The following is a 26826-nucleotide window of genomic DNA, read 5'->3' as shown; positions in this document are numbered from 1 at the left end:
ATGACAGCCATGGGACGCCTTGAAACGCTGCGGGGCCGTACCACTGTCGTGATCGGCCCCGCAGTACCACACACCTGGATCAGCCCTTGGCCGGCAGTGCCTCGGGCACCACGTCGATCGGCGGCGGCAGCTCGCTCTCGCGGCCGTCCAGCGCCAGCTGCAGGCGGTTGCGGTCCAGCGCGCCTTCCCAGCGCGAGACCACCACGGTGGCCACGGCGTTGCCGATGAAGTTGGTCAGCGAGCGGCACTCGCTCATGAAGCGGTCCACGCCGAGGATCAGCGCCATGCCGGCCACCGGCACTTCCGGCACCACCGCCAGCGTAGCGGCCAGGGTGATGAAGCCGGCACCGGTGACACCCGCTGCGCCCTTGGAGCTGAGCATGGCGACCAGCAGCAGGGCGATCTGGTGGCCCAGGGTCAGTTCGGTATTGGTGGCCTGGGCGATGAACAGCGCGGCCAGGGTCATGTAGATGTTGGTGCCGTCCAGGTTGAACGAGTAGCCGGTGGGAACCACCAGGCCGACCACCGACTTGCTGCAGCCGGCGCGTTCCATCTTCTCCATCAGCGACGGCAGCGCCGACTCCGACGAGGACGTGCCCAGCACCAGCAGCAGTTCGGCCTTCAGGTAGCGCGCCAGCTTGAACACCGAGAACCCGCACAGGCGGCAGACCACGCCCAGGATCACCGCTACGAACAGGAACGCGGTGAGGTAGAACGAGCCGACCAGCCAGGCCAGGTTGACCAGCGAACCGACGCCGTACTTGCCGATGGTGAAGGCAATCGCACCGAAGGCGCCGATCGGGGCGGCCTTCATCAGGATGTGCACCAGCTTGAACACCGGGGCGACCAGCGCCTCCAGGAAGTTCAGGATCGGCTTGCCCTTCTCGCCCACCGATGCCAGGGCGATGCCGAACAGCACCGCGATGAACAGCACCTGCAGGATGTTGCCATCGACGAAGGCGCTCACCAGCGTCTTCGGAATGATGTCCATCAGGAAGCCGACCAGAGTCAGGTCGTGCGACTTCTCGACGTAGCTGTGCACCGCGGTCTGGTCCAGCTCGGCCGGGTTGATGTTCATGCCGGCGCCGGGCTGCACCACATGCGCCACGATCATGCCGACGATCAGCGCCAGCGTGGAGAAGAACAGGAAGTACGCCATCGCCTTGGCGAATACGCGGCCCACCGTGCGCAGGTGGGTCATGCTGGCGATGCCGGTGACGATGGTCAGGAAGATCACCGGCGCGATGATCATCTTCACCAGGTTGATGAAGGCGTCGCCGAGCGGCTTCATCTTCTCGCCAACCAGCGGTTCGTAGTGGCCGAGGATGGCGCCCAGGACGATCGCCACGATCACCTGGAAGTACAGCTGGCGATAGATCGGCAACGGCTTTGCAGGCGCCGGGGCTGCGGTCGGGATGTGCATGGCGGACTCCGGAAGGGGCGTTTTCAGGCACGTACGGCCCCAGCACTGCACGGGAACCGTTACCGTGGAAACTGTTCGCAGGCCCTGTGCTGCACGCGCAGGGGGTGCGACCAATGGACGCCTTTGTACGCGCCGGGCACGCCGGCGCAGATAACCTATTGGTACTAGCCCCCCGGTTCAGGTGGCAGCGGTGCCTACACTGGCGCCGCACCGCCCGATCACGGGGAGGCCGGTGGCCCGAGCTGAACGGCCGGGCGCGTCATTGCGAAAGTTCCGGCCCTTGCGGCCGTTGTTGTCCTGTCCACACGCAATCTGAGAGAGCCGCACCCAACATGCGCCCGATTCCCACCTTGCTGGCCTTGTCGCTGGCCGCCCTTCCCGCCTTCGCTTCGGCTGCCGATTTCGACAACTGGCCGACCAAGTACGCCTTCGGCGACGGCACCGAGCTGGCCGCTACCGCCAACATCGCCTACGACTACAACGATTTTTCCTCGGGCAGCGGCCTTGAGGACGATGATGCCGTGCGCCGCAAGGAGTTCGGTGCAACGCTGAAGAAGAAGGGCGTCTACGACGCGATGGTCTACTACGACTTCCAGGCCGACACCTGGCTGGACGTATTCGTGCGCTTCGAGAGCAAGGCCTTCTTCGGCCGCGACATCGGCCGCTTCCGCTTCGGCTACATGAAGACCCCGGTCGGCCTGGATGCGAATACCTCTTCGCGCGCCGGCAGCTTCCTGGAAACCGCGCTGCCCGTGCAGGCCTTCTACGCAGGCCGTCGTACCGGCGTGGAATGGGTGCTGGAGCGTCCGCAGTACCTGCTGCAGGCCGGCGCCTATGGCGGCAAGGACCTGCAGGGTGACAACCCCGGCACCACCCAGGCGGTGCGTGCGGTGTGGACCCCGGTCAAGGCACCCGGTGACGTGATCCACCTGGGCCTGGCCTATTCGCAGGAAAATCCGCGTGGTTACAGCGATGGCCGCGACGTCCACCACGAAGCCAGCGCACGCCTGCGTGCCCGTCCGGAAGCCGGCCTGACCGATATCCGCTTCGTCGATTCCGGCGCGCTGGTCACCGCCGACCAGATCCGCCGCACCGGCCTGGAAGGCATCTGGATCCGCGGCCCGTTCTCGCTGCAGGCCGAAGCCCTGCGCGCCACGGTCACCCGCAATGACGGCAAGCCCGACTACACCGGCAGCGGCCAGTACGCGATGGCCAGCTGGGTGTTGACCGGCGAATCGCGCCCGTACAACGCCGGTGCGGTGGCCAACATCAAGCCGGCCCACGACTACGGCGCGGTGGAACTGGTGGCCCGCTACAGCCGCCTCGACCTCGACGACGGCAGCATCCTCGGCGGCCGCCAGCACGACCTGACCCTCGGCGCGAACTGGTACCTGACCAGCCATTTCAAGTTCCAGGCCAACTACGTGAAGGTCGACGCCAGCCGTCGCGGCGTGCACAGCACGCCGGAGATCTTCGAACTGCGCGCGCAGATGCACTTCTGACCCCTTCCACGTCAGACCCCGGCGGGCGTGCACGTCACGCCCGCCGGCCCTGCGTAGACTGCCGCCATGTACTGGCTCAGCCGCCACCGGATGCTGTTGCTCACCCTGCTGGTCATGGTCGGCGGCACCGTGCTGTGCGCCGTCGCCGCCGGCCACTACGCCTGGCGACGCGCCCTCGGCGACGAGAGCAGCCAGGTGCAACGCCAGCTTCAACTGTACGGCCAGGGCCTGCAGCAGCGTATCGACCGATTCGGTACGTTGCCGCAGGTGCTGGCGCTTGATCCGGATCTTCTGCACGCACTACGCGTGCCGCCCTCGCCCACCGAACGGCAGCGGCTGAACCTCAAGCTGCAACGTGCCAATGAAGTCACCCGCGCTTCGACCCTGACTCTGGTCGGTCACGATGGCGTGGCCGTGGCGGCGAGCAACTGGGACCAGCCGACCACCAACGTCGGCGAGAACTACAGCTACCGCCCCTATTACCGCCAGGCGCTGGCCCAGGGCCGTGGCCGCTTCTACGGGATCGGCATGACCACCGGCGTGCCCGGCTACTACCTGTCGCAGGCCATCGAGGAAGACGGCAAGCGACTGGGCGTGGTGGTGATCAAGGTCGAGCTGTCCGCACTGGAACAGGAATGGCTGAGCAGCCCGGACGTGGTGCTGGCCAGTGACGACCACGACGTGGTCTTCCTGGCCAACCGCGATGCCTGGCGCTACCGCCTGCTGCGCCCGCTGGGTGCCGATGAGCGCCGCGAGATGCTGGATGCGCGCCAGTATGCCGACCGTACCCTGCAGCCCCTGCGCGCGCGCACTGAAGACGTGCTGGCCGACGGTGGCCGCATGGTGCGCCTGCTGGACCCTGCGCTGCCGCAGCCGATGCTGTGGCAGAGCCTGCCGCTGCCTGCCGAGAACTGGAACCTGCACCTGCTGCACGATGCCAGTGCCGCCACCGCCGCCGGCCGTGCGGCCGCGCTTACCGGAGGTGCTGCGTGGCTGGCGCTGGGCTTCCTGGTGCTGTTCGTGCAGCAGCGCCGGCGCCTGGCCAAGCATCGCCTGCGCAGCCGCCGCGAACTGGAAACCCTGCTCAAGCAGCATGCACAGGAACTGCGCACCGCACAGGATGGCCTGCTGCAGGCCGCCACTGATGCCGACAGCGGCCTCAGCCGCAGCCTTGAACACCTGCCGCAGGGCGTGGTGGTGATCGACCGGGACCTGCGTCTGGTCGCATGGAATTCGCGCTACCTGGAACTGTTCCGTTTCCCGCTGGACCTGGTACGCGTGGGCCGGCCGATCGAAGAGCTGTTCCGCTTCAACGCCCGCCGCGGCCTGCTCGGCCCCGGCCCGGTCGACGAGGCCATCGAGCGCCGCCTGAACCATCTGCGCAGCGGCCGCCCGCACATGCGCGAGAGCGAGAAGGACGACGGCACGGTGCTGGAAATCCGCGGCAATCCGCTGCCCGACGGCGGCTTTGTCACCAGCTACGCCGACATCACCAGCTACAAGAACGCTGCACGCGAACTGCGCTCGCTGGCCGATGCACTGGAACATCGCATTGCCGAACGCACCCATGACCTGGACGAAGCACGCCGCGAGGCCGAACAGGCCAACCGCTACAAGACCCGCTTCGTCGCCTCGGCGGTGCACGACCTGCTGCAACCGCTGAATGCCGCGCGCATGTTCGTCTCGGTGCTGCGCGGCAAGCTGAGCGACCCGGCGCAGCAGCAGACCAGCGACCATATCGATGCCGCGTTGGCGGCGCAGGACGCGATCCTCAACAGCCTGCTGGACATCGCGCGGCTGGAATCGGGCAGCCTGCCGACGCGTGTACAGGCCTTCCGGCTGGGACCGCTGCTGCAGACGCTGGCACGCGAATTCGGCATCGCCGCGCAGTCGCGCGGCCTGGTGGTCGACTGGGTAGATACTGATGCCGTAGTGGTCAGCGATGAGGCACTGCTGCGCCGCATCCTGCAGAACTTCCTGTCCAATGCGCTGCGCTACACACCACAGGGACGCGTGCTGATCGGCTGTCGGCGTGCGGGCGACCAGCTGCGCATCGAGGTGCATGACCAAGGCCCGGGCATTCCGGAAAGCCTGCAGGGTGAGATCTTCGAAGAGTTCCGTCGCCTGAACGATGGTGTGGAGCAGGAACGTGGCGCCGGCCTGGGCCTGGCCATCGTCGAACGCATCGGCCGGCTGCTCGGCCACCGCATCAGCCTGCGCTCCACCCTGGGCAAGGGCAGCGTATTCGCTGTGAGCGTGGCACTCGGGCGCGCCGACGATGTGATCGCAGCTGCCGCAGCGCCTGTCATCGCGGGCGAACCCTCCGATGACAGCCCACTGCGACAATGCCGGGTGTGGAGCATCGACGATGACCCCCACGTCTGTGCGGCGACCCGCGCGCTACTGGAACGTTGGGGCTGCCAGGTGGAACTTGCCGACGGTCCGCAGGGGGCACTGGAAATCGCCAGTGCACTGAACGTACCGCAGTTGCTGTTGCTGGACGTGCGCATGGGGCACTGGCACGGACCGGACCTGTATGAAGCGCTGTGCACGCTGTGGAAGGCGCGACCGCCGGTGATCCTGGTGACCGCCGAGCGTGATGAGGCACTGAAGGCGCATGCCGCCGAGAACGGCTGGGGCTTCCTGCTCAAGCCGGTGCGACCGCCCGCGTTGCGGGCGTTGATGACGCAGATGTTGTTGCGGCATCGGGGGTAGGACGACTCCGCCGCATTAGTGCACGGGTGGGTTCGCGCCCAGCTGACCCCATAGCGAATCCCCTCGTCCCTTCACGTGAGATCCGCAGGGTGAAAAGAGCGAGATGCGCGGCGTAGATGCGTAAGGAAAGGACAAACTCTGAGTAAAGACAAGCGGTCCCCTGACAGACCGACGCTGCCGAAGTGAGGAATATCTAGTTCCCGGCCGATCGGCCGATCACATCGTAGGCGAAAGAATGGACAAGCGTTCTCTTGGTAGCGTTTTTCTTGCAGCTGGCCTGACACTGGCAACCGGCGAAGCAAATGCAGAAAGTGAAACGACCTTCAATGGCGTCAGGTACCGCTGCACAAACAGCTGTGTCGTCAATGTTGACACTGCCGGAGCTTGGAAGGTCACCGACTGCTGTGGCGGACGCGTGAAGACAGTATTCCAGACAACCCGACCGCCGGACTGCAATGGTCCGTTTGATTGTCCTATTGATTGACAGCGACCGCCCGAGACCGAGGATCCACCGTGAGCTCCAATCATGCACCCAGCTCCATCATGCAGGCCTCACGCCTGATCACCGCAGTACTGCTATGCATGTGCTGCGCAGGATGTACCGAATACACAGCGCAAAGTACCAACACCATCCTTGATAAAACCGAGGAAGACGCACAAATCAATCAAGTGATATCGAGCAATCTCAGCACACAGCCGCCGGTTACGCGACCAGAAACTTACAACTCGGCAGCAACCTTACATCGCGCAGCATCATCAATCGAGCATCTTCAGTCAGAATCCGCACTCATCTTCGAGGGCGGAATCTCAAGCCAGGTGTCCGAAGAGCTCCTACGCTCCGGCAGAAGCACTTCAGACGCGATCGACCGCTTGACCGTGGACGCTGCTTCCAGCACCGAAGCACAGGATCTAGCCAAGCACTATCGATCCTCAATAGCCCGCGCAATGGGTGAGGACGCTTTACTTGAGCGTCTGTCATGCGGCCTTAGCATCTGCATCGGCATCGCTCGAGCCAGGAGCAACGCAGACCATGAAGCCTGGGGTCAAAGACTTGCGTCAGACACGTCCTCCCCCACTTACAGCTATGCCGAAACATCCGAAAATATTGGCGCAGGGTACGAGAACAGATTCATATTCTCCACGGATCCAGCGATGAATTCGATCAGCGGCAACTGATCCTTGGAGCAGCCTGAAGCCCCCATTACATCAGGCCACAAAAGGCACGCATCACTGATGAATCTGGAAAGAACCATCTTCGTACAGGTACCAAGCTATCGAGACCCTCAGTTGTTACCAACGCTGAAGGACATGATAGGAAACGCTACCTCGCCATTCCTGTTGCGAATTGTCGTCTGCTGGCAACATGGAGCCGAGCAAGATATCCAGACCTTCGAAGCGAATGGATTTGAATTGATCCATACAGCAAGCGAAGAAGGCGCGACAGTCCACTTCTTACAGCTGCATGGTGCAAACATCGAGTTGATCGACGTGGAGTACGTCAACTCCAAGGGATGCGGCTGGGCCAGAAACCTAGCCCAGCGGCGCTACCGAGGTGAGCACTACAACCTTCAAATCGACTCGCACCACCGATTCTCAGGTGAATGGGACGTCAAGATGAAGACCCTGCTCGAACTTCTGAAGGCAAGCTCACCAAAGCCACTTCTAACGGGATATCCGCCCAGCTTCGATCCCGACACCTATCCTTTGGGAAGGCAGGAGTACACAGCTGCCATCATCTTCGACTCATTCTCACCCACCGGTGTAGTCAGATTTCGATCTGTCCGGCTCCCCTCTCCAGCTCACGGTGAGATCGCATTCAAGGCGAAATTCGTAGCCGGCGGATTCATCTTCTCTGATGGGATCTTCATACAGGAAGTAATGAGCGACCCTGACCATTTCTTCTGCACGGAAGAGCTCGCAACATCCATACGAGCGTTCACGAAGGGATATGAGTTCTATCATCCATATGCCCCCCTACTTTGGCATCAGTACGACAACCCTGCCCGAAAGGTCTGGGACGACCAGTCGGAATCGTCAGCAGCCAACTCTGTCACCTCCATGACACTAGAAGATCGCACCAGCACGGCGCTACGAAAGACACTCGCTCTGGTAGCCCTTCCTATAGGAGCTGACATAGAAGACTTTGGAGACTTTGGACTAGGCTCACAGCGCACACTGCTTCAGTATGAGCGATACACTGGAATCAACTTTCGACTCCGAGCAGTTCACGAGGAATCTCTTGCTGTCCAAGAACCAGTTAGCGCGTCAGAGACTATTGATAACAATGAATGGGAGCGGAATCTCGTCTACTTCCGCTCAATGCGAGTCCATATTTTCTGCACAACCCTCTGCCCTTCATTCCCGGCCTCGGTGCTCGTCTCTTCCTATTCGTCGGATGGCGCAACGCTGCTCACCCGCGAGTTGTCCAGGCTCGAACTGAAAGCTCTCTCAAGAGAAGGCCACGTCCAGTATGTCGACACACTCAGGGCACCGCTAAACCAACTGCCGGTTCGCTATGCGGTACATATGCGCTGCGCTGATGCGCCGGCGGACCATCAGCTTTCGATCTTCGTTGAAGAGGTCCTTCTCTGACCACAGCAACAGACGAAGGATCTCTGCCTTAACGCCCTGCCCAGGTCAGCCGTCCATCCCTGCTCGCGCGTCACCTTCCGGTTCCAGTGCCTTCACCAGCACCGCAGCCTGGGTGCGGCTGTGGCACTCAAGCTTTTTCAGGATCGCGGTGACATGCACCTTCACCGTGTTCTCGGCCAGGCCCAGTTCGTAGGCGATCTGCTTGTTGAGCAGGCCATCGGCCAGGCACAGCAGCACGCGGAACTGCTGCGGGGTCAGCTGGGCCAGGCGGCTGGCCAGCAGCGCGTCGGCCTCGGAGCGTTCGGCAGCCATCGCCGGGAACCACAGTCCGCCGTCCAGCACCGCCCGCACGGCCTCACCGATGGTCTCGGCCGGGGCCGACTTCGGGATGAAACCAGCCGCGCCGAACTGCTGCGCGCGGCGGATCACACGGGGGTGATCGTTGGACGAGAGGATCACCACCGGGATGTCCGGATGCGAGCCGCGCACGTGCAGCAGCGCGGAAAAGCCGTGCGCGCCGGGCATGGTCAGGTCGAGTAGCACCAGGTCCACATCCGGATGCGCATCGAGTGCCTCGGCCAACGCATCGGCACTGGCGACCTCACGCACCTGCGCCAGCGGCAGGCTCTGCCGCAATGACTGCACCACCGCCGAACGCAGCAGCGGGTGGTCATCGGCGATCAGGATGGTGTATTCGCTCATGCGGCCATTGTACGGGCGCGACACCGGTAGCGCCGGGCCATGCCCGGCGGAATTGCGATGGGCATCGTCCCCTGCATCAGCGCCCTGCCGGCTCCACGCTGCTGCGCCAGGCATCGAGGAACTGGCGGCGCTTGAGCGCGTCCAGGTACACCAGCAGGCCGGGGCCGAGCTGGATCGGGCGGCGGCTGCGGCCGGGTGCATTCGCGCTGCGTGCATTGCCGGTCACGATCGGCATCAGCCGCGCCTCGCGCGACAGCACCTGCTGGCCGCGTGGCGACAGCAGGTAATCGAGGAAGCGCCGCGCTTCTTCCGGGTGCGGGCCGGTACGCGGAATCACCGCGGTACGCAGCACCACCAGCGTGTAATCCTCGGGCTCGACAATGGCCAGCGGTGCGCCGGCATCGACACGTGCCTGCGCGTAGGAGCCGAGCACGTTGTAGACCAGCGACAGCTGCCCGCTGGCCACCTGGTCCAGCAGCACGCCGGTACGTTCCTCGCGCACAACGTCGTTGTCACCGAGCGCACCCAGCAACGCACCGGCGATGCTGCCACGCTGCGCGTCCTGGGTCGCCAGCAGGTACCCGACGCTGCTGCGCTCGATGTCATAGGTGCCGACCTTTCCGCGCAGCGGCGCGCCCTCCGCGCGCAGCCGGTCCAACAGCTGGCGGCGCGTATGCGGCACCTTCCCCACCGGCAGCGCGCGGGTGTTGTAGACCATCACCACCGGCTCGTAGCTGATCCCGAACGCCTCGTTGCGCCACTGCGCCCAGGCCGGCAGCGCGGCGGTCTGCGCCGAACGGTGCGGCAGTGCATGGCCATCGTTGACCAGCTTGGTCTGCAGGTCCATGCCGCTGGAGATCAGCAGGTCCGGCGACGCAGGTCCAGCGCGGTCATGCAGGTAACGCGCGTACAGGTCCTGGGTAATGATGTCCTCGTACACCACTTCGGTGCCGGGGTGAAGGCGCTGGTAGTCGGCGATGACCACCGCGAACACTTCGATGTCGGTAGTGCCGTGGATGCGCAGCTGCGCAGCAGCGTTTCCCTGCGCGGGGAAACGGCGCACGTCGCCCGGCGCGGCCAGTACCGGCACGGCCAGCAGCAGGGCAACAGCGGCGGCGAACAGGCGGATCATGAACTGCTCCGGGGCAGGCGGATGGTAGCGATCAAGCCGCCCTGCGGACGGTTGCTGAGGTCGATGCGGCCGCCATGGCTGTCGACCACGCGCTTGACGATGGCCAGCCCCAGGCCGGCGCCGCCGGACGGTGCGCCTTCGCCACGGGCAAAACGTTCGAAGACGCGCTCTGCGTCTGCTGCGGCAATGCCGGCGCCATGGTCGGCAATGGTCAGCACCGCCTGCCCGCCTTCCACCGTCAGTGCGATCTGCAAGGGACCATCGCCACCGTACTTCAGCGCGTTGTCGACCAGGTTCTTGATCGCCTCGCGCAGCAACAGCGCATCGCCATGCACCTGCACCGGCTCGGCGGTCATCGCCAGCTGCACGCGCGGCGCCGGGCCGGCTTGCGGCAGCGCTTCATGCAGGGCCTGGTGCACGGTCTCGGCCAGGTCCACCGTGGCGAAGCGCTGCAGGTGCGAACGATGGATCACGCTGGCGTCGCTGAGCAGCTGGTTGAGCAGCCGGCTCATGTGGGTGGCATTGCGCTCGATCGCCTGCAGGCTGCGGCGCATGTCTTCCGGATCGTCGTCGTCCAACGCCAGCTGCGCCTGTGCACGCAGCGCGGCCAGCGGCGTGCGCATCTGGTGCGCGGCCTCGGCCATGAACGCACGCAGTGTCTCGTTGCTGCTGGACAGGCGCTCCATGAAGCGGTTCAAGGCGGCCACCATCTGGTCCATCTCACGCGGCACGCGCGCATCCAGCGGTTTCAGGTCGGACGGCTCGCGGCGCGACAGCTCGCGTTCCACCCGCACCAGCGGCCGGAACGCGCGGTGCACGCCAAACGCCACCAGCGCCAGCAGCAGCCCCGACAGCACGCCGACGGCCAGCAATGCGCGATTGACCAGGTCCTGCGCCACGGCTTCGCGGGCGCGCCGGGTCTGGCCGACCTGGACCTGCACCTCGCCCTGCGCCGAGGCGGCCGCGAAACTGCGGCCGACCACCACGAAGCGCACGGTCTCGCCGCTGTAGGCGGCATCGAACAACTGCGGTTGCGTGCCGGGCCGGCGCGGCGGCGCCGGCAGGTCGCCGTAGCCGGTGATCAGGTTGCCGCGGCTGTCGGCGACCCGATAGAACACGCGGTCCTCCGGCGCCATCGCCAGCAGGTCCAGCGCCGCATAAGGCAGGTCGACCTGCCATTGGCCATCAACCAGCGCCACCGAGTCGGCGATGGACAGCGCCGAGGACAGCAGCAGGTGGTCGTAGGAACGATTGGCGGCGCGTTGGCCATAGTCACGCGCGGCGAACAGCAGGGCCACCGCGAACACCGCCAGCAATGCACCGAGATACAGCAGCAACGTGCGCCGCAGCGAGCCTGGTGCGGCGTTCGCGGCGCGCGCGTCAGCCATCGGCGTCGGCGTCGGTGCTGCCGTCACTGGCTTCCAGCAGGTAGCCGACACCGCGCACCGTAGTGATGCGCAACGGCGCAGCAGCCAGTTTTTTTCTCAGGCGACCGATGTACAGCTCGATCGCATTCGGGCCGGCCTCGTCATCGAAGCCGAACAGGCCATTGCCGATTTCGTCCTTGCCAACCACCTGGCCGAGGCGGCCGACCAGAATCTCCAGCAACCGGTACTCGCGGTTGGGCAGTTCGATCGGTTCGCCATCGAGGCTGACGCGGTGCGCGGCATTGTCGAACTGGAACCCGCCGATCTGCACCACCTCACTGGCCTGGCCACGCGCGCGCCGCAGCAGCACGCGGCAACGCGCTTCAAACTCGCGAAAATCGAATGGCTTGCCCAGGTAATCGTCGGCACCGACATCCAGCGCCTGCACCCGATCTTCGATGCCATCGCGCGCGGTCAGCATCAGCACCGGCGTGCTGTCGCCGCGCTCGCGCATGCCGGAAAGCACGCGCAGGCCATCCAGCTTGGGCAGCCCGATATCCAGCACCACCAGGTCGAAGCTCTGGTAGCGCAGCACGCTGGCAGCGGCCAGGCCATCGGCCTGCCAGTCCACGGCGTGCCCACTGCGGCGCATGCGGCGGATGATGGCATCGGCCAGATCCGGATTGTCTTCGACCAGCAGCAGGCGCATGGGCACGGGGGTGGGAGGGGAAACGAATGCTACCGCATGACGCCGGGGCCGCCCGCCGGTCATGGACCGGCGCTACCGGGATACACCGCATGGGTAGCGCCGGGCCGTGCCCGGCGGTCTTTTACGCTGCACCGCACAATCCGTTGACAGGACGATGACAGCTTGCCCGACCCAGACTGCGGCCGCGCACCGTCCGGTGCCCACGATTGCCGCGCGCCTGGCGTGCACCTGGGAGGGTTTGTGGAATTCACGTTTGCCTGGCGGCGTCCTGCCGCCATGATGGCTTTGGCTGCCCTGTCGGCGGCGGCCTTTGCCGCCGAAGACGACCGTCCGGTCACCGCCAGCCTGGGCGGCCGTCTGCACCTGGACTTCGCCACCTTCGACAACGACAACCGCGGCACGCCGAACAAGGACGATACCGAGATCCGCCGCGCCTGGCTGGACGTGTCCGGCAAGTTCTTCGTGGTCGACTACAAGCTGGAAGCCGACTTCTCCGGCGATCGCGTCGAGGCCAAGGACGTGTACCTGGTACGCAGCTTCGGCAAGGCCGGCAAGCTGACCGTCGGCCAGTTCAAGCAGTATTTCTCGCTGGATGACCGCACCAGCTCCAACTACGGCAGCTTCCTGGAGCGCGGCAACGCCGGCACCACGCTGGCGCCGCTGTACCGCCTGGGTGCGTCGTGGCAGGCCAATCCGGGTGACTTCACCTGGGCGGCCAGCATCTACAGCCTGGAAAGCATCGATGCCTGGCAGGTGAAGGGCCGCGCCGCCGGTGGCCGCGTCACCTGGGCCCCCTCGCCCAGCGAGGGCGACGTGCTGCACCTGGGCCTGTCGCTGGCCCGCGAGGCCTACGACAACCCCGGCGCCAACGGCACCCCGGGCCTGAGCATCCGCCCGCGTCCGGCCGGCCATCTCTCTGATGAAAGCCGCCTGACCCTGGTCAACTTCTCCGCCGGCCGCGATACCGACGTCAACAAGTGGTCGCTGGAATACGCGCAGGTGCGCGGCCCGCTGTCATGGCAGGGCGAATTCAGTGGCGCCACCTTCGATGACGGTGCCCAGCGCGGTGACGTGATGGCCGCCTACGGCATGCTCAGCTGGTTCGTCACCGGCGAGAGCCGCGCCTACGACCGCAAGACCGGCCGCTTCGCGCGGGTGAAGGATATCCGCCACAAGGCCGGTGCCTTCGAAGTGGCATTGCGCTACGACCAGATGTGGGGCGCGCAGCACCTCGACGGTGCGCCGGACCTGCGCCGCGGCAGCACCGAAGCCTGGACGCTGGGTGGCAACTGGTACCTGCGCGACAACCTGCGCTTCATGCTCAACGTGATCGAAAGCCGCAACCGCGACCGCCTGGCCGGGGTCACGGTGGACCGCACGCGTGCGGTCACCGGCCGCCTGCAGTACGACTTCTAAGCCCGACATTCCGGGCATGCCGCCCGGGCCCCTTCCACTCCCCCACGTCCTGTTTTCGCAAGGAGTCCGCAGATGATGCTGAGCATCCTCGGCTTTGGCATGGTCATTACGTTCATGTACTTGATCATGAGCAAACGCCTGTCGCCGCTCGTCGCCCTGATCACCATCCCCATCCTGTTCGCGCTGATCGGCGGCTTCGGCGCCGGCCTCGACGAGATGATGCTGGAGGGCATCAAGAAGATCGCGCCGACCGGCGTGATGCTGATGTTCGCCATCCTCTACTTCGGCGTGATGATCGATGCGGGCCTGTTCGATCCGCTGGTGCGGATCATCCTGCGCTTCGTGAAGGGCGATCCGATGAAGATCGTGCTCGGCACCGCGGTGCTGGCGATGCTGATCTCGCTCGATGGTGATGGCTCGACCACCTACATGATCACCGTCTCGGCGATGCTGCCGCTGTACCAGCGGCTGGGCATGAACGCGCTGAACATGACCTGCGTGACCATCCTTGCCGGCGGCGTGATGAACCTGACGCCGTGGGGCGGCCCGACCGCCCGCGCGGCCACCGCGCTGCACGTGGACCCGGCCGATGTGTTCGTGCCGCTGATCCCGTCGATGGTGATCGCCTGCGCCGGCGTGCTGCTGCTGGCCTGGTACCTGGGCCTGAAGGAACGCCGCCGGCTGGGTGTGGTGACCCTGCCCAAGGGTGGCAGCTGGATGGACAACAGCGTTTCCGATGACAGCAATGCGCTGCCGACGGTGGAAGACGCCGAGGACATCAAGCGTCCGAAGCTGCTGTGGGTGAACCTGGCCCTGACCGTGGCGCTGATGACCGCGCTGATCATCGGCATCCTGCCGATGCCGGTACTGTTCATGGTCGGCTTCGCCATCGCCCTGGTGATCAACTACCCGAACCTGGCCGAGCAGCGTCGCCGCGTGGTCAACCACGCCGGCAACGTGCTGTCGGTGGTATCGCTGATCTTCGCCGCAGGCATCTTCACCGGCATCCTCAACAACACCGGCATGGTCGAGGCAATGTCGCACAGCTTCCTGGCGGTGATCCCGGAATCGTGGGGCCCGTACCTGGCGGTGATCACGGCGGTGGCGTCGATGCCGTTCACCTTCTTCATGTCCAACGACGCGTTCTACTTCGGCGTGCTGCCGATCCTGTCCGAGGCCGCCAGCAACTACGGCATCACCCCGGTGGAAATGGCGCGCGCCTCGCTGGCCGGCCAGCCGGTGCACCTGCTCAGCCCGCTGGTGCCGTCCACCTACCTGCTGGTAGGCCTGGCCAAAGTCGAATTCGCCGACCACCAGAAGTTCACCCTGAAGTGGGCCATCGCCATCTCGATGCTGCTGATGATCGGCAGCCTGCTGTTCGGCCTGTACCCGCTCGCTGCCTGACCCTCTACCAAGGAGCCTTCTGCAATGACGCTTCGAATCGCTTACGTCACCAGCGGCATGGGCAGTGTCGGCACTGCCATCTGCCAGAGCCTGGCCCGTGCCGGCCACACTGTGGTTGCTGGCTGTGCACCGAACTCGCCGCGCAAGGCCAACTGGCTGCGCGAGCAGCGCGAACAGGGCTTCGACTTCATCGCCTCCGAAGGCAACGCCACCGACTGGGCCTCGACCAGCGCCGCGTTCGCCAAGGTCCGCGCTGAAGTCGGTGAGGTCGACGTGCTGGTCAACAATTCCGGTGGCAGCCGCGACCTGCTGTTCCGGCAGATGACGGTGGAGGACTGGAATGCGGTGATCGCCTCCAACCTCAACTCGCTGTTCAACCTGACCAAGCAGGTCGTCGACGGCATGGCCACGCGGGGTTGGGGCCGCATCATCAACATCGGCTCGGTCAGCGCCCACAAGGGCCAGATCGGCCAGGTGAACTACGCCACCGCCAAGGCCGCGATGCACGGCTTCAGCCGTGCACTGGCCGCCGAAGTGGCCTCGCGTGGTGTCACCGTCAACACCTTGTCGCCGGGCTATATCGCCAGCCAGGCCATCAGCAGTTTCCCGCCGGACGTGCTGGACCGGCTGGCCGCCTCGGTGCCGGTGCGGCGCCTGGGCCGTCCGGAGGAAGTGGCCGGCCTGTGTGCGTGGCTGGCCTCGGATGAAGCCTCGTACGTGACCGGCGCCGATTATCCGGTCAACGGTGGCCTGTACATGGGCTAAGCCCTCGTCCACGCAGTACGTGGACCGCCTCCCCCACGGAGTGCGCGGGGCCGGTGAACCTTCGCTTGCGAGGGTGATCCGGCCTCTTTTTGTTTCTGCATTTTCGGGACGCATTGCCCGATACATCGGCAGAACCGGTGTTTACCTGCCAACGCTCGCTGAGCCCGATGGATGAACGGCCGGACCGCTTCGGATCACCGGCGGCGTGGTCCTGCTGCAGGCCGATCACCAGCACGTGCACTCCGTGCGCCTGGATGTCGGGGGCGCCTGCGTTACGCGTCGGCAGATCGTCCAGCGCCAGATCGCGCCAGCGCTCGTGCTTCCTCCTTCAGGCCATGCCCCCGAACAGGCATTGACGCTGAGCTACCCGTCCCCGGACCGATGGATGAGCTACCTCTTCCCCGGATTGCATCACGCGTGCGTCGCGCAGGTGATCCTCAAACCGGCAGATGCACCGCCGCCGTGACAGGAATGTTGCAGGACACGCACCACTGCCCTGCACTGTTCGTTGGTTTTTCGTAAAGAAGGTTTCATGTTCCGTTCGCATAGTGGCCATGCGCCGCGCATCCGTGCCGGTGACCACCCCCAATGCAACGGACCACCATGCAGACCCGACACCTGACGATCGCCGTGACGATCGCGCTCTCCGCCGCCGCCAGCGCCCATGCCGCCTCTGCCGCCGATACCGGCGCCAGCACCGATGCCGCGCTGAGCGCACAGACGTTGGATACTGTCTCCGTGATCGGCCAGGGCGAGACCCGCCAGGTACAGCGCATCACCACGGTGGACAAGCAGGTACTGCCGCCGGGCACGAGCGGCCAGAAGATTCTCGACCGCCTGCCAGGTGTGTCGGTGCAGTCCAACGATGCCTTCGGTGCCAACGAGGAGTCGCAGACCATCAGCCTGCGCGGCTTCGACAAGAGTCGCCTCGGCTACACGCTGGACGGCATCCCGCTGGGTGACAACAGCTACGGCAACTACAACGGCCTGAGCATCGCCCGTGCACTGATCGCCGAGAACCTGGCCGGCGCCGAGCTGTCGCAGGGCATCGGCTCGCTGGGTGTGGCCTCGACCAGCAACCTGGGCGGCACCATCCAGTACTTCTCGATGGACCCCTCCACCGAGTTCGGCGGTCGCGCCAGCGTCACCGTTGGCGACAACAGCCAGCGCCGTGGCTACCTGCGCGTGGATACCGGCGACATCAACGGCTTCTCGGCCTATGTGTCCGGCGTGCACCAGGACCAGGACATGTGGGCCGCGCCGTACCAGAACCAGACCACCCGCCAGTTCAACGCAAAGGCGGTGTGGAACGTCGGCGACCATCGTTTCGGTGCATTCGTCGCGACATCGCGTGCCAGCCAGGCCAACTACGCTTACCTGTCCAAGGACATGCTGGCGCGCGGCCTGGGCTATGACTGGAACATCTACGCGCCGGACTGGGACCGCGCAGTGGCTGCCGCGTACTGCGCGCCGGGCACGCTGGACCGCAGCAAGTGCAAGTTCAGCGGTGGCGTCAACAGCATCGACGATGCGTACTACCAGAGCCGTGCACTGCGTGACGACAACCTGTACTCGATCGATGCCGACCTGCGTCTGGGCGAGCAGGGCCGCCTGAAGCTGCTGGCCTACCACCACGACAACCGTGGCCAGGGCCACTGGTGGGCACCGGGCCAGCCGTCCTACCCCGGCACCGACAAGATGCTGCCGATCTCGATCCGCAGCACCAACTACACGATCAACCGCGACGGCCTGACCGCCGCGCTGTCGTGGACGGTGGGCATCCACGAACTGGAAGCCGGCCTGTGGTACGAGCAGAACGACCATAACGTCTCGCGCAACTTCTACTACATCAGCGGTCCGTTCCTGGACGACCTGTACTTGAAGAACCCGGACCGCCTGCTGTTCAACCAGGACTTCGACATCCGCACGCGCCAGTTCTACGTGCAGGACCGCATGCGCTTCCTGGACCAGCGCCTGACCGTGGACGTGGGCATCAAGAGCCCGAACACCCGCATGCGCGCCACCGCCAACCCGGGCGTGGAAACCAGCATCGCCTCAGGCACGCTGACTGCCAAGGAATCGGTGCTGCCGCAGCTGGGCCTGGGCTTCAAGCTCAACGCCAACAACGAGCTGTTCGCCTCGTATGCCGAAAACATCGCTGCCTTCGTCGGCGGTGGCAGCGGCGGCCCGCTGCAGGTGTCGCCGGAATCGTTCGCGGCCAGCGCCGGCCTGGAGCCCGAGAAGTCGAAGAGCCTGGAAGCCGGTTTCCGTACTTTCGGTGAGAAGTACCAGGCGTCGATCGCTGCCTACAACGTGAAGTTCGACAACCGCCTGCTGTCGCTGAACCCGTGCTCAAGCATCGAAGTCGGCACACGTCCGGAGTGCGTGACGCGCTTCATCAACGTCGGTTCGGTGAAGAGCCACGGCGCGGAGCTGACCTTCATCCTCAAGCCGATCGACGGCCTGCAGTGGTACAACGCGCTGTCCTGGAACAAGACGACCTACGAGGACGACTACCTGTCCGGCGGCGCGGTGGTGCCGGTAGCCGGCAAGATCACCGTGGATACGCCGCAGCGCATGGCGTCCAGTGAGATCAGCTGGAACCGCGATGGCTTCTTCGCCAGCCTGCGTGCCAAGTACACCGGCAAGCGTTACTACACCTACACCAACGACCAGTCGGTGCCGGGCGTGACCACCTTCGACGCCGGTGCGGGCTACGACTTCGGCCCGGGCCTGGGCCTGCGCAACGTGCGGGTGTCGTTGAACGCGACCAACCTGACCAACAAGCGCTACGCCGGCCAGCTGAGCTCGTTCGCACCGACCGATCCGGAGGGCAAGCGCTATGCGATCCATGCGAGTGCGCCGCGGCAGCTGTTCATGACGGTGGCGGCGGAGTTCTAAGTCGAAAGCGTTGCCCCGCGGCGTTTTGATTATCGTTGCGGGGCAGGGCCGGATGGGCCGGCGCAGGACACGCCGTAAACCCATCCATGGGGGCTCGATGGCGCCATCCATGGCGCCAACGGTCCTGCGCCGGCCCATCCAACCCTGCTCGACGGTTTCCCGCGCCACGGTGCGGAGGGCAAAGAGGAGCAAAAGCAAAGAGCCGGGCGTTGCCCGGCTCTTTGCTTTTCAAGCGCAATCCCTCTGGTGGACCTGCTACCGCGCCCGCAGAAAACTGTCTGGAGGAGGCGGGGCACCCTGGCCAGGATCGTTGGCGCCATGGATGGCGCCATCGAGCACCATGGAGGGGCTTTTGCGTGTCCTGGCCAGGGTGCCCCGCCTCCTCCCCACCGATAGCAGGCAGGCGCTGGCGGGTCCGCCAACGCATTTCATTCCGGCGCCAGCTGGTCCATCCGTATCCGGTTGGCGAACAGCGAGAACGCCAGCATGCCGGCCAGGCCGTTCGCCCGGCTCACCCAGTGCGGCAGCCAACGCGGTGGCTTCAATACACCGGACTCGAACAACGGCGCGAACGCAATCGCGTCGGTCAGGCTCATCTTGCCGGCAAACAACCAGCGGCAGACCTGCAACCGGTCCTCGGCCAGCATGTGGCGGAAGAACGTGTGCACCGACACCAGGCCGCGCAGGTACACCGTGTCCTTGGTGAACGCCAGGCCGCCACTCGGCGGTACCCCACGGAACACGCGCTGCGCCGAAGCGAAACTTTCTTCAGCGTTCTGCCCGGCATCGCAGAAATAGCGGAACACTTCGATGAAATCGGCGCCTTCGCGTGCCATGGCAATCGCTTCAGTACGCAGGCTGATGCGCTTGAGGCGCTCGATGTCGATGCTGCCGGTGATCTGCTCGGCGAAGGTGGCCAGCCCTTCCTGGGTGGCCGTCACCCGCGGCGAGGACAGTGCCAGGCTCGGCAGCACCGGCTGCTCGCGGCCGTTCAGGGCGGTCAGCGAATGCACCAATGCTTCATGGTGGAACAGCTGTGCGCGGTCGTAGGCGCTGAAGCGTGCACTGGTGCGCAGGCGGATGCGGGTCGGGCCGGCGGCGGCCTTGGACACCAGCTCCGGGTCCAGCTGCACCTGGATGATGCGCGATTCGAAGAACGCGTCCAGATCGTTCTGCAGCTGCAGTTGCAGAGCGATGGCCGAGACCGGCACCTGTTCTTCCGGCGCCAGCAGTTCGTGGTCCAGTTCGGCGGCGATCTGGATGAAGTGGCGTGCAGCCTCACGCGTACTTGGGCCATTTCCCGGCAGCGGCTGCTCGGGCGCACCGAAAAGCTGCACCGAGCAACGGTCGACGGCGGCGGTGCCCAGTCCTTCCAGCAGCTGCGCGGCCAGGTCCCAGCTCTGTGCTGACTGCCGCACGTAGTGACCCAGTGGATGGCTGTCGTCGCAGTCGGCGGCAATCGCGGCCAGCGCACGACGTTCCTCGCTGAAATCCAGCTTCGGGTAGTCCACCTTCGGCAGTACCGGCTGGCCGCGTGCCACGCTGGCCAGGAACGGTGCCTGCAGCGTCGCCGGCCAGCTGGTCAGGCCCAGCAGGCGGATGCCTCCCACGGCCTCGACCAGGCGCGCATCGAGCGCTGCATGGTGGGCCACGTCACGGTCCAGCGTCGCAGTCGGTTCCATGCGCGGACTATAGCGCCCTGCCCGCACGTTGGTAGGTGCCAACCTGGGTTGGCATCCGCCGAAGGCGGGCTGCGGACAGATCCGTGCCAACCAAGGTTGGCACCTACCAGGAGCGGGCAGTTGGCATCCACCCGAAGCAGGCAGAGGCGGGTTTCATTGCAGGGGTCAGAGCCCATTGCGGTGCAATGGGATCCGACCCCGCGATACCGATCAGCGCCTGCGCGGCTTGCCGGCCGGGCGGAACTGCTGGCCCTTGCCCTTCTTGCCGCCACGCTCCTGCGCGGTTTCGGCCTGGCGCACGGCCAGCTTTGCCGCAGCTGCGGCCACTTCTTCCTTCAGCTTGAAGTAGTTCAGCAGCCGGCTTTCTTCAATCTCACCTGCGTCGATCGCTGCGCGTACGGCACAGCCCGGTTCCTGTTGATGCATGCAGTCGTTGAAGCGGCACTGCGCCGCCAGCGCTTCGATATCGGCGAAACCGCCTTCGGCCAGCGTCTCTTCACCGGTCGGCTTCAGTTCGCGCATGCCGGGGGTGTCGATCAGGCAGGCACCCATCGGCAACGGCATCAGCGCGCGGTGGGTGGTGGTGTGGCGACCACGCGAATCGTTGGCGCGCACCGTATTGGTCTTCATCCGTTGCTCGCCCAGCAGCGTGTTGGTCAGCGTCGACTTGCCGGCACCGGAAGACCCCACCAGCACCACCGTGCGGCCCGGGCCCAGCCATGGTTCCAGCACCGCCACGCTGTCGGCATCCAGGCCGTTGATCGCATGCAGGGCGATGCCCTGCATCTCCAGCTCTTCCAGCACCGCCAGCGCATCCTCGCTGTATTCGGTCTGGTCGGCCTTGGTCAGCACCACCACCGGTTCGGCGCCGCCACCGCCGACCAGCAGCAGGTAACGCTCGATGCGGCGCGGGTTGAAGTCGGCATCCAGGCCACAGACGATGAACACCGTATCGATGTTGGCCGCGATCACCTGCTGGTGGTAATGCTCGCCGGCCGCGCCACGCTTGATCGCGGTACGCCGTGGCAGCAGGGCAACGATGCGGATGCCATCCAGCAGGACCCAGTCGCCCACCGCCGGCCGTTCGTGGCTGGGGAAGCGCGGGCGCTGCCATTCCGGCAGTGATTCGGCCTTGATTGCCGCATCCGGGCCATCGGCCACGACATAGTGCGTTCGGTGCTGTTCGATCACCCGCGCCGGGCGGGCCTGCGGGTGGGCGGCCATCACAGCCTGCCAGTCGGCCTGCTGCGCCGGGCCCGGCCAGGGCCAGCCGATGGTCTGCAGGGCGGTGAAATCGGGAGTCTGGGTCATCGCCGCCATTCTACCTGTGCCAGTGCCCCGCCAGCCCAACAACGGCAGGCCCTGGGGCCTTGCCATGCGCTGCAGCAATTCCGCTACCATGGAAGCCCCATGCCATTCGACGGCCCACCGCCCATGTCCACCCCCTCGCCCAAGCCCCTGGTCATCCGCGAGCGCCTCTCCGAAGTGCGCTACGAAATCCGCGGAGAACTGGCACGGCGAGCGCGGGAGCTGGAAGCGCAGGGCCGCAAGCTGATCAAGCTCAACATCGGCAACCCCGGTGCGTTCGGCTTCCGTGCACCGGAACACCTGCAGCGCGCGATCGCCGATGACATGGGCCGCACCGATCCCTATACCCACCAGCAGGGCCTGCCGGAAGCGCGTGAAGCCATTGCCGCGGCCTACGCCCGTCGCGGTGCGCCCGATGCACACCCGGACCGCGTGTTCGTCGGCAACGGCGTCAGCGAGTTGATCGACCTGTCGCTGCGCGCCCTGCTCAACCCGGGCGACGAAGTGCTGGTGCCCTCGCCGGACTATCCGCTGTGGTCGGCCTCGACCATCCTCAATGACGGCCGCCCGGTGTACTACCGCTGTGCGCCGGAGAACGGCTTCCAGCCGGACCCGAGCGAAATCGAGACGCTGGTGTCCTCGCGCACCCGCGCCATCGTGCTGATCAACCCGAACAATCCCAGCGGCGCCAGCTACCCACGCGAGCTGCTGGAACGCGTGGTCGAGATCGCGCGCCGCCACAACCTGCTGCTGCTGGTCGATGAGATCTACGACCAGATCCTGTACGACGACGCGGTGTTCCAGCCGGTCGCGCCGCTGGCCGGCGACCACCCGTGCCTGACCTTCAGTGGCCTTAGCAAGGTGCACCGCGCCTGCGGCTGGCGCGTGGGCTGGGCCCACCTCAGCGGCGACGATGCGCGCCTGGGTGACTTCCGCGCAGCACTGGACCTGCTCGGTGCGCTGCGCCTGTGCGCAAACGTGCCGGGCCAGTACGCCATCGATGCCGCGGTGAATGGCCCGGACACCATCTCCGAGCTGTGCACCCCGGGTGGCCGCCTGTATGAAACCCGCCGCGCGGTGATCGAGGCCTGCGAAGCCAGCGAACACCTGTCGCTGGTCGCGCCTGCCGGTGCGCTGTACGCGTTCCCGGCCGTGGTCGGTGCCGCCGCCAAGGGCTTTGACGACCACAACTTCGCGCTGGACCTGATGAACAACGAAGGCGTGCTGGTGGTGCCGGGCTCCAGCTTCAACGTGCCCTACCGCCATCATTTCCGCGTGACCCTGCTGCCGGAAGCCTCGGTGATGCGCGATGTGTTCGCGCGCATCGACCGCGTGCTGGCCCGCCGCGCCGAAGACGCGACCAAGGTCGTGCCGTTGAAGCCACGCCGTTCGGTGGCCTGAGCTGTGACCCTGTCCTACCTGGCGCTGGGCGATTCGTACACCATCGGTGAAGCGGTTGCAGTCGAAGGCCGCTGGCCGCACCAGCTGGCCGCCGCGCTGCGTGCACAGGGCATTGAGCTGTCCGATCCGCAGACCATTGCGACTACCGGCTGGACCACCGACGAACTCGATGCTGGCATCGATGCGGCCGCGCCACAGGGCCCGTTCGATTTCGTCAGCCTGCTGATCGGCGTCAACAACCAGTACCGCGGGCGTCCGCTGGACGAATACCGCGTCCAGTTCCAGGCGCTGCTGCAACGTGCGATTGGCTTTGCCGGTGGTCACCCCGAGCGTGTATTGGTGCTGTCCTTCCCCGACTGGGGCGCAACCCCGTTCGGCGCCGGTAGTGGCCGTGACCTGGCCGCGATCGAGATCGAGACCGACGAGTTCAACGCGGCCGCCGAGGTGATCAGCACCCGGCTGGGCGTGGCCTTCGTCGATATCACCGATATCAGCCGCGCGCAGGGCGAAGACCCGACGATGATTGCCGAGGACGGCCTGCATCCTTCGGCGCGGATGTACGCGCTGTGGAGCGCGCGCGCCCTGCCGGTGGCCGCGCACCTGCTTGGCGGCACGGACTGAGGCGATGGACGGCACGCCACGGAACGGCCCGCCCCTGCCCTGCACGCCCCTGACCGCCCCGCAGGCCCGCGCGATCGCCGAGGCGTTCCGCCCAGCACAGGCCTGGGGCAGCCGCCGCGACTACTACTACACCCGCGGCAAGCTCGGCAGCGACCCGTTGTACGACGGCGTGCTGCAGCATCTGCCTGACGACGGGCAGCCGCTGCTGGACCTCGGTTGCGGGCTGGGCCTGTTCGCCCATGTGCTGCGCCAGCGCGGCGGCAGCCAGCGCTATCTGGGGGTGGACGTGGATGCCGGCAAGATCACCCGCGCGCAACGCGCCGCCGCCCACCTGCACGATGTGCACTTCGACTGCCTGGATGTACAGGCGCCGCTGCCGGCGCAGGCCGGGCACGTCCTGCTGCTGGATGTGCTTCAGTACCTGGATGCGGGCCCACAGCAGGCCCTGCTGCGCGCGGCCAGCGCGCAGGTGGCCCACGGCGGCTGCCTGCTGCTGCGTACACCGCTGGCCACCGGCGATGGCCGCGACCGCACCACGCGGGTGGCGGACAGGCTGGCCTGGCTGGTCGGCTGGATGGGCACGCGACCGCGCCACTATCCGGATCCGCAGGTGCTGCAGGCGACATTGATCGAGGCCGGATTGCAGGTGACGTCGCCCCGGCCGCTGCACGGGCGTACCCCCTTCAACAGCTGGCTGCTGGTGGCGCACCGCATCCGGTAGCGCCGGGCCATGCCCGGCGGATTCCATCCATGCCGCTGCGCTCGCCGGGCGTGGCCCGGCGCTACCGGTTATCCGGCCGGCAGCTGCGCCTTCAACCCACGCTCGTCCAACGCCTGCAGCACGCGCTCGATGATGGCCAGGTTGTGGCCGTGCACCGCACCTTCATGCAGCAGCACGATGGCGCCCGGGCGCAGGTCCGGCAGCAGCCGTGCCAGCACGCCATCCGGCGTGCAGCCGACCCCGTCGAAGCCGCGCGCGCTCCAGCCCACCCGGACCAGGCCCAACCGCTGCAGCACCGGCGCTACGAACGGATTGGTCATGCCCACCACAGAGCGGTACCAGCGCACCGGCTGGCCACCCAGCGCCTGCAGTGCGTGCTGGCAGCCCTCGATCTCGGCGCGCATCGCGGCCGGGCCCAGCCGCCAGAAGCGCGCCTGCGGGTGGCTGTGACTGTGATTGCCCAGGTCGTGGCCACGGCGCAGGATCTCGGTCACCAGTTCCGGCTGCGCCAGCGCTCGTTCCCCCACCAGGAAGAAGGTTGCACGTGCCTGGTGGCGGTCCAGCAGGTCAAGCACGGCACGGGTTTCCGGGCCAGGACCGTCATCAATGGTGAGCCAGACCGTGTTGCCAGCATCCGGAACCCGGCTCAGCACCGGCGCATAGAAGCGGCTGTTGGGCAGGAACACCGGCACCATGAACAGCGCATGGCTGGCCACCATCAGCGGCAGGCCCCAATACCAACCGGCCAGCCCCCATACCAGGATCACGACCAGCTGCGACGCCACCAGCCAAGGCAGCCAGCGCCAGGGGCGGGCCGGGAAGCGATGCAATGTTCCTGTGTTGCTCATCCCCCATGATGCCATGGGGGTTAGAATTGGCGATTCGAATTCCCGGAACCCCGACGTCCATGTCCCTCGATCCCGCCCTGCGTTCGCGCATCGAAACCATCCTCAACGACAACCGCGTCGTGCTGTTCATGAAGGGCCAGCCGTCGATGCCGCAGTGTGGTTTCTCGGCCAAGGCCGTGGGTGCCCTGCAGGACCTCGGCGTCGAGTTCGCCCATGTCAACGTGCTGGCCGACCAGGAAATCCGTGAGGGCATCAAGGCCTATGGCGACTGGCCGACGATCCCGCAGCTGTACATCGACGGCGAACTGGTCGGCGGCAGCGACATCGTGCTGCAGATGGCCGCCAGCGGCGAGCTGAGCAGCGTGCTCGGCCTGGCCGCACCGGACCGCACCCCGCCGAGCATCACCGTCACCCCGGCCGCCGTGGAAATGCTCAAGGGCGCGTTGGCCGACGCCCCGGGCGCCGCCCTGCAGCTGAGCATCGACGCCGGCTTCCAGCCGAACTTCCAGCTGGCCCCGCACGACGAAGGCGCGATCGCCGCCGAGTCCAACGGCCTGCGCGTGCAGTTCGACCTGGCCAGCGCCCGTCGCGCCAATGGCATCACCATCGACTGGGTGGACGACATCCGCGGCAAGGGCCTGGCGATCGACAACCCGAACGCGCCCAAGCCGGTACAGGAAATCAGCGTGCGTGATGCCGACGACCTGGTGCGTGCCGGCAACATCACCCTGGTGGACGTACGCCCGGCCGACGAGCGCGCCATCGCCGCGGTCGGCGTGCCGTTCAAGAGCTTCGACGGCAACGGCCGCGCCGAGCTGGAAGCCCTGCCCAAGGACACCGCGCTGGCCTTCATGTGCCACCACGGTGGCCGCAGTGCGCAGGCCGCCGAGCAGTTCCGCGCCCTGGGCTTCACCAAGGTGTTCAACGTCACCGGCGGCATCAACGCCTGGTCGGAAGACGTGGACAACGGCGTGCCGAAGTACTGATCGGCACTGAAAAAGGGGACGGAGGGGATTAAGTCGTTTGTGCCTCAAACGACTTAATCCCCTCCGTCCCCTTTTTCTTAGCCGGCGAACCCGCCTTCGGCCAGGTAATCCAGTTCTTCCGGCGTGGGGATGCGGCCCAGCACGGCGTTGCGATGCGGGAAGCGACCGAAGCGGCGGATGATGTCGCGGTGCAGTTCGGCGTACTGCAGGTATTCCTTGTCACCCAGCACGTCGAACATCGCCACCGAACGGTCCTGGTCCAGCGGATCCTCGGAATGTTCGAACGGCAGATAGATGAAGGCGCGCAGCTTGGGCACCAGCTGCAGGTCCAGGCCTTCCTCGATGGCACGCATGGCGTAATGCCGCGCCAAGCCGTCGGTCGCATAGGAATGCGCGGTACCACGGAAGCAGTTGCGCGGGAACTGGTCCAACAGCAGCATCAGGGCCAGCGCCCCTTCGGCACTGCCCAGCCAATGTTCGCGCGCGCGCGACGCCGCTGCGAAATGCTCATCCAGAAACAACTGGCGGAACTGCGCGTCGAACGCGTCGTCGCGGGCGAACCACTTCGCAGGGCCCGCCTCCTTCCAGAATTCCACCACTTGCGCGGCAACGTCCATTACCTACTCCCAGG

23 protein-coding genes are annotated in these 26826 nt (G+C 66.0%); 14 read left to right on the top strand and 9 right to left on the bottom strand.

Annotation, left to right across the window (positions count from 1 at the left end; all coding sequences use genetic code 11):
- Positions 1–79: 79 nt before the first annotated feature.
- Positions 80–1423, bottom strand: a complete 1344-nt coding sequence (locus AC0Z6F_RS12235) for a dicarboxylate/amino acid:cation symporter (RefSeq protein ID WP_006391248.1) — start codon at positions 1421–1423, stop codon at positions 80–82.
- 332 nt (positions 1424–1755) lie between these two features.
- On the opposite strand from AC0Z6F_RS12235, the gene AC0Z6F_RS12230 reads away from it, so the two are divergent.
- From AC0Z6F_RS12230 to AC0Z6F_RS12210, 5 genes are all read left to right on the top strand, one after another.
- Positions 1756–2925 carry an OprO/OprP family phosphate-selective porin gene (locus AC0Z6F_RS12230; protein WP_065724721.1) on the top strand — a complete coding sequence of 390 codons (1170 nt, stop codon included), beginning with the start codon at positions 1756–1758 and terminating at the stop codon, positions 2923–2925.
- Positions 2926–2991: 66 nt separating this feature from the next.
- Positions 2992–5640 (top strand): PAS-domain containing protein, encoded by a 2649-nt coding sequence (locus AC0Z6F_RS12225; protein ID WP_197584868.1) that lies wholly within the window; start codon positions 2992–2994, stop codon positions 5638–5640.
- Positions 5641–5875: 235 nt separating this feature from the next.
- Complete coding sequence (locus AC0Z6F_RS12220) at positions 5876–6124, top strand: hypothetical protein (RefSeq protein WP_197584869.1); 249 nt, start codon at positions 5876–5878, stop codon at positions 6122–6124.
- Between the two features lie 29 nt (positions 6125–6153).
- Complete coding sequence (locus AC0Z6F_RS12215; protein WP_197584870.1) at positions 6154–6816, top strand: hypothetical protein; 663 nt, start codon at positions 6154–6156, stop codon at positions 6814–6816.
- A gap of 57 nt (positions 6817–6873) precedes the next feature.
- The gene (locus AC0Z6F_RS12210; RefSeq protein WP_197584871.1) at positions 6874–8232 is read left to right on the top strand and encodes a GlcNAc-transferase family protein; all 1359 of its coding nucleotides are present in this window, start codon (positions 6874–6876) and stop codon (positions 8230–8232) included.
- Between the two features lie 45 nt (positions 8233–8277).
- Here AC0Z6F_RS12210 and AC0Z6F_RS12205 read toward each other — a convergent pair whose 3' ends face one another.
- The 4 genes from AC0Z6F_RS12205 to AC0Z6F_RS12190 form a co-directional block, all read right to left on the bottom strand.
- A complete protein-coding gene (locus AC0Z6F_RS12205; protein ID WP_197584872.1) occupies positions 8278–8934 on the bottom strand; it encodes a response regulator in 657 nt (218 codons plus the stop codon).
- 76 nt (positions 8935–9010) lie between these two features.
- Entirely contained in the window at positions 9011–10066 is a 1056-nt protein-coding gene (locus tag AC0Z6F_RS12200) for an ABC transporter substrate-binding protein (protein WP_100435264.1), read from the bottom strand.
- Positions 10063–11454, bottom strand: a complete 1392-nt coding sequence (locus tag AC0Z6F_RS12195; protein WP_485616920.1) for a sensor histidine kinase N-terminal domain-containing protein — start codon at positions 11452–11454, stop codon at positions 10063–10065. Before AC0Z6F_RS12195 ends, AC0Z6F_RS12200 begins: the two co-directional genes overlap by 4 nt.
- Complete coding sequence (locus AC0Z6F_RS12190; RefSeq protein ID WP_012512060.1) at positions 11447–12142, bottom strand: response regulator transcription factor; 696 nt, start codon at positions 12140–12142, stop codon at positions 11447–11449. The genes AC0Z6F_RS12195 and AC0Z6F_RS12190 overlap by 8 nt, the downstream gene beginning before the upstream one ends.
- Before the next feature lie 276 nt (positions 12143–12418).
- On the opposite strand from AC0Z6F_RS12190, the gene AC0Z6F_RS12185 reads away from it, so the two are divergent.
- The 5 genes from AC0Z6F_RS12185 (at position 12419) to AC0Z6F_RS12165 (ending at position 18628) form a co-directional block, all read left to right on the top strand.
- Positions 12419–13558, top strand: a complete 1140-nt coding sequence (locus AC0Z6F_RS12185) for an OprO/OprP family phosphate-selective porin (RefSeq protein ID WP_485616919.1) — start codon at positions 12419–12421, stop codon at positions 13556–13558.
- A 75-nt stretch (positions 13559–13633) separates the two neighbouring features.
- Positions 13634–14962 carry a CitMHS family transporter gene (locus tag AC0Z6F_RS12180; protein ID WP_100435267.1) on the top strand — a complete coding sequence of 443 codons (1329 nt, stop codon included), beginning with the start codon at positions 13634–13636 and terminating at the stop codon, positions 14960–14962.
- Between the two features lie 24 nt (positions 14963–14986).
- Positions 14987–15727 (top strand): acetoacetyl-CoA reductase, encoded by a 741-nt coding sequence (gene phbB, locus AC0Z6F_RS12175; protein WP_012512061.1) that lies wholly within the window; start codon positions 14987–14989, stop codon positions 15725–15727.
- 205 nt (positions 15728–15932) lie between these two features.
- The gene (locus tag AC0Z6F_RS12170) at positions 15933–16193 is read left to right on the top strand and encodes a hypothetical protein (RefSeq protein WP_180889640.1); all 261 of its coding nucleotides are present in this window, start codon (positions 15933–15935) and stop codon (positions 16191–16193) included.
- Positions 16194–16330: 137 nt separating this feature from the next.
- Positions 16331–18628 (top strand): TonB-dependent receptor, encoded by a 2298-nt coding sequence (locus tag AC0Z6F_RS12165; protein ID WP_100435260.1) that lies wholly within the window; start codon positions 16331–16333, stop codon positions 18626–18628.
- 428 nt (positions 18629–19056) lie between these two features.
- Here the strand turns inward: AC0Z6F_RS12165 and AC0Z6F_RS12160 are convergent, their stop codons facing one another.
- Entirely contained in the window at positions 19057–20310 is a 1254-nt protein-coding gene (locus tag AC0Z6F_RS12160; RefSeq protein ID WP_012512063.1) for a flavohemoglobin expression-modulating QEGLA motif protein, read from the bottom strand.
- 210 nt (positions 20311–20520) lie between these two features.
- On the bottom strand, positions 20521–21630 hold the full coding sequence (gene rsgA / locus AC0Z6F_RS12155) for a ribosome small subunit-dependent GTPase A (RefSeq protein WP_065724714.1): 1110 nt from the start codon (positions 21628–21630) through the stop codon (positions 20521–20523).
- Positions 21631–21744: 114 nt separating this feature from the next.
- Here rsgA and AC0Z6F_RS12150 point away from each other — a divergent pair, with 114 nt between their 5' ends.
- The 3 genes from AC0Z6F_RS12150 to AC0Z6F_RS12140 are packed head-to-tail and all read left to right on the top strand — an operon-like array spanning position 21745 to position 24361.
- Complete coding sequence (locus AC0Z6F_RS12150) at positions 21745–23019, top strand: pyridoxal phosphate-dependent aminotransferase (RefSeq protein WP_485616917.1); 1275 nt, start codon at positions 21745–21747, stop codon at positions 23017–23019.
- A 3-nt stretch (positions 23020–23022) separates the two neighbouring features.
- On the top strand, positions 23023–23640 hold the full coding sequence (locus AC0Z6F_RS12145; RefSeq protein WP_012512065.1) for an SGNH/GDSL hydrolase family protein: 618 nt from the start codon (positions 23023–23025) through the stop codon (positions 23638–23640).
- A gap of 4 nt (positions 23641–23644) precedes the next feature.
- On the top strand, positions 23645–24361 hold the full coding sequence (locus AC0Z6F_RS12140; RefSeq protein WP_012512066.1) for a class I SAM-dependent methyltransferase: 717 nt from the start codon (positions 23645–23647) through the stop codon (positions 24359–24361).
- 68 nt (positions 24362–24429) lie between these two features.
- On the opposite strand, the gene AC0Z6F_RS12135 is transcribed toward AC0Z6F_RS12140, so the two are convergent.
- Positions 24430–25209, bottom strand: a complete 780-nt coding sequence (locus tag AC0Z6F_RS12135) for a polysaccharide deacetylase family protein (protein ID WP_485616916.1) — start codon at positions 25207–25209, stop codon at positions 24430–24432.
- Between the two features lie 59 nt (positions 25210–25268).
- Here AC0Z6F_RS12135 and grxD point away from each other — a divergent pair, with 59 nt between their 5' ends.
- Positions 25269–26195 carry a Grx4 family monothiol glutaredoxin gene (gene grxD, locus AC0Z6F_RS12130; RefSeq protein WP_012512068.1) on the top strand — a complete coding sequence of 309 codons (927 nt, stop codon included), beginning with the start codon at positions 25269–25271 and terminating at the stop codon, positions 26193–26195.
- Between the two features lie 77 nt (positions 26196–26272).
- On the opposite strand, the gene AC0Z6F_RS12125 is transcribed toward grxD, so the two are convergent.
- Positions 26273–26812: a DUF924 family protein gene (locus AC0Z6F_RS12125; RefSeq protein ID WP_049421811.1), complete on the bottom strand. Its 540-nt coding sequence runs from the start codon at positions 26810–26812 to the stop codon at positions 26273–26275.
- Positions 26813–26826: the final 14 nt, after the last annotated feature.

The sequence above is a fragment of the Stenotrophomonas sp. 1L-E-5-B-C3 genome (assembly GCF_057292075.1).
The sequence above is the reverse complement of the archived record's forward strand: the minus strand, read 5'-3'. Positions and strand labels throughout refer to the sequence as shown.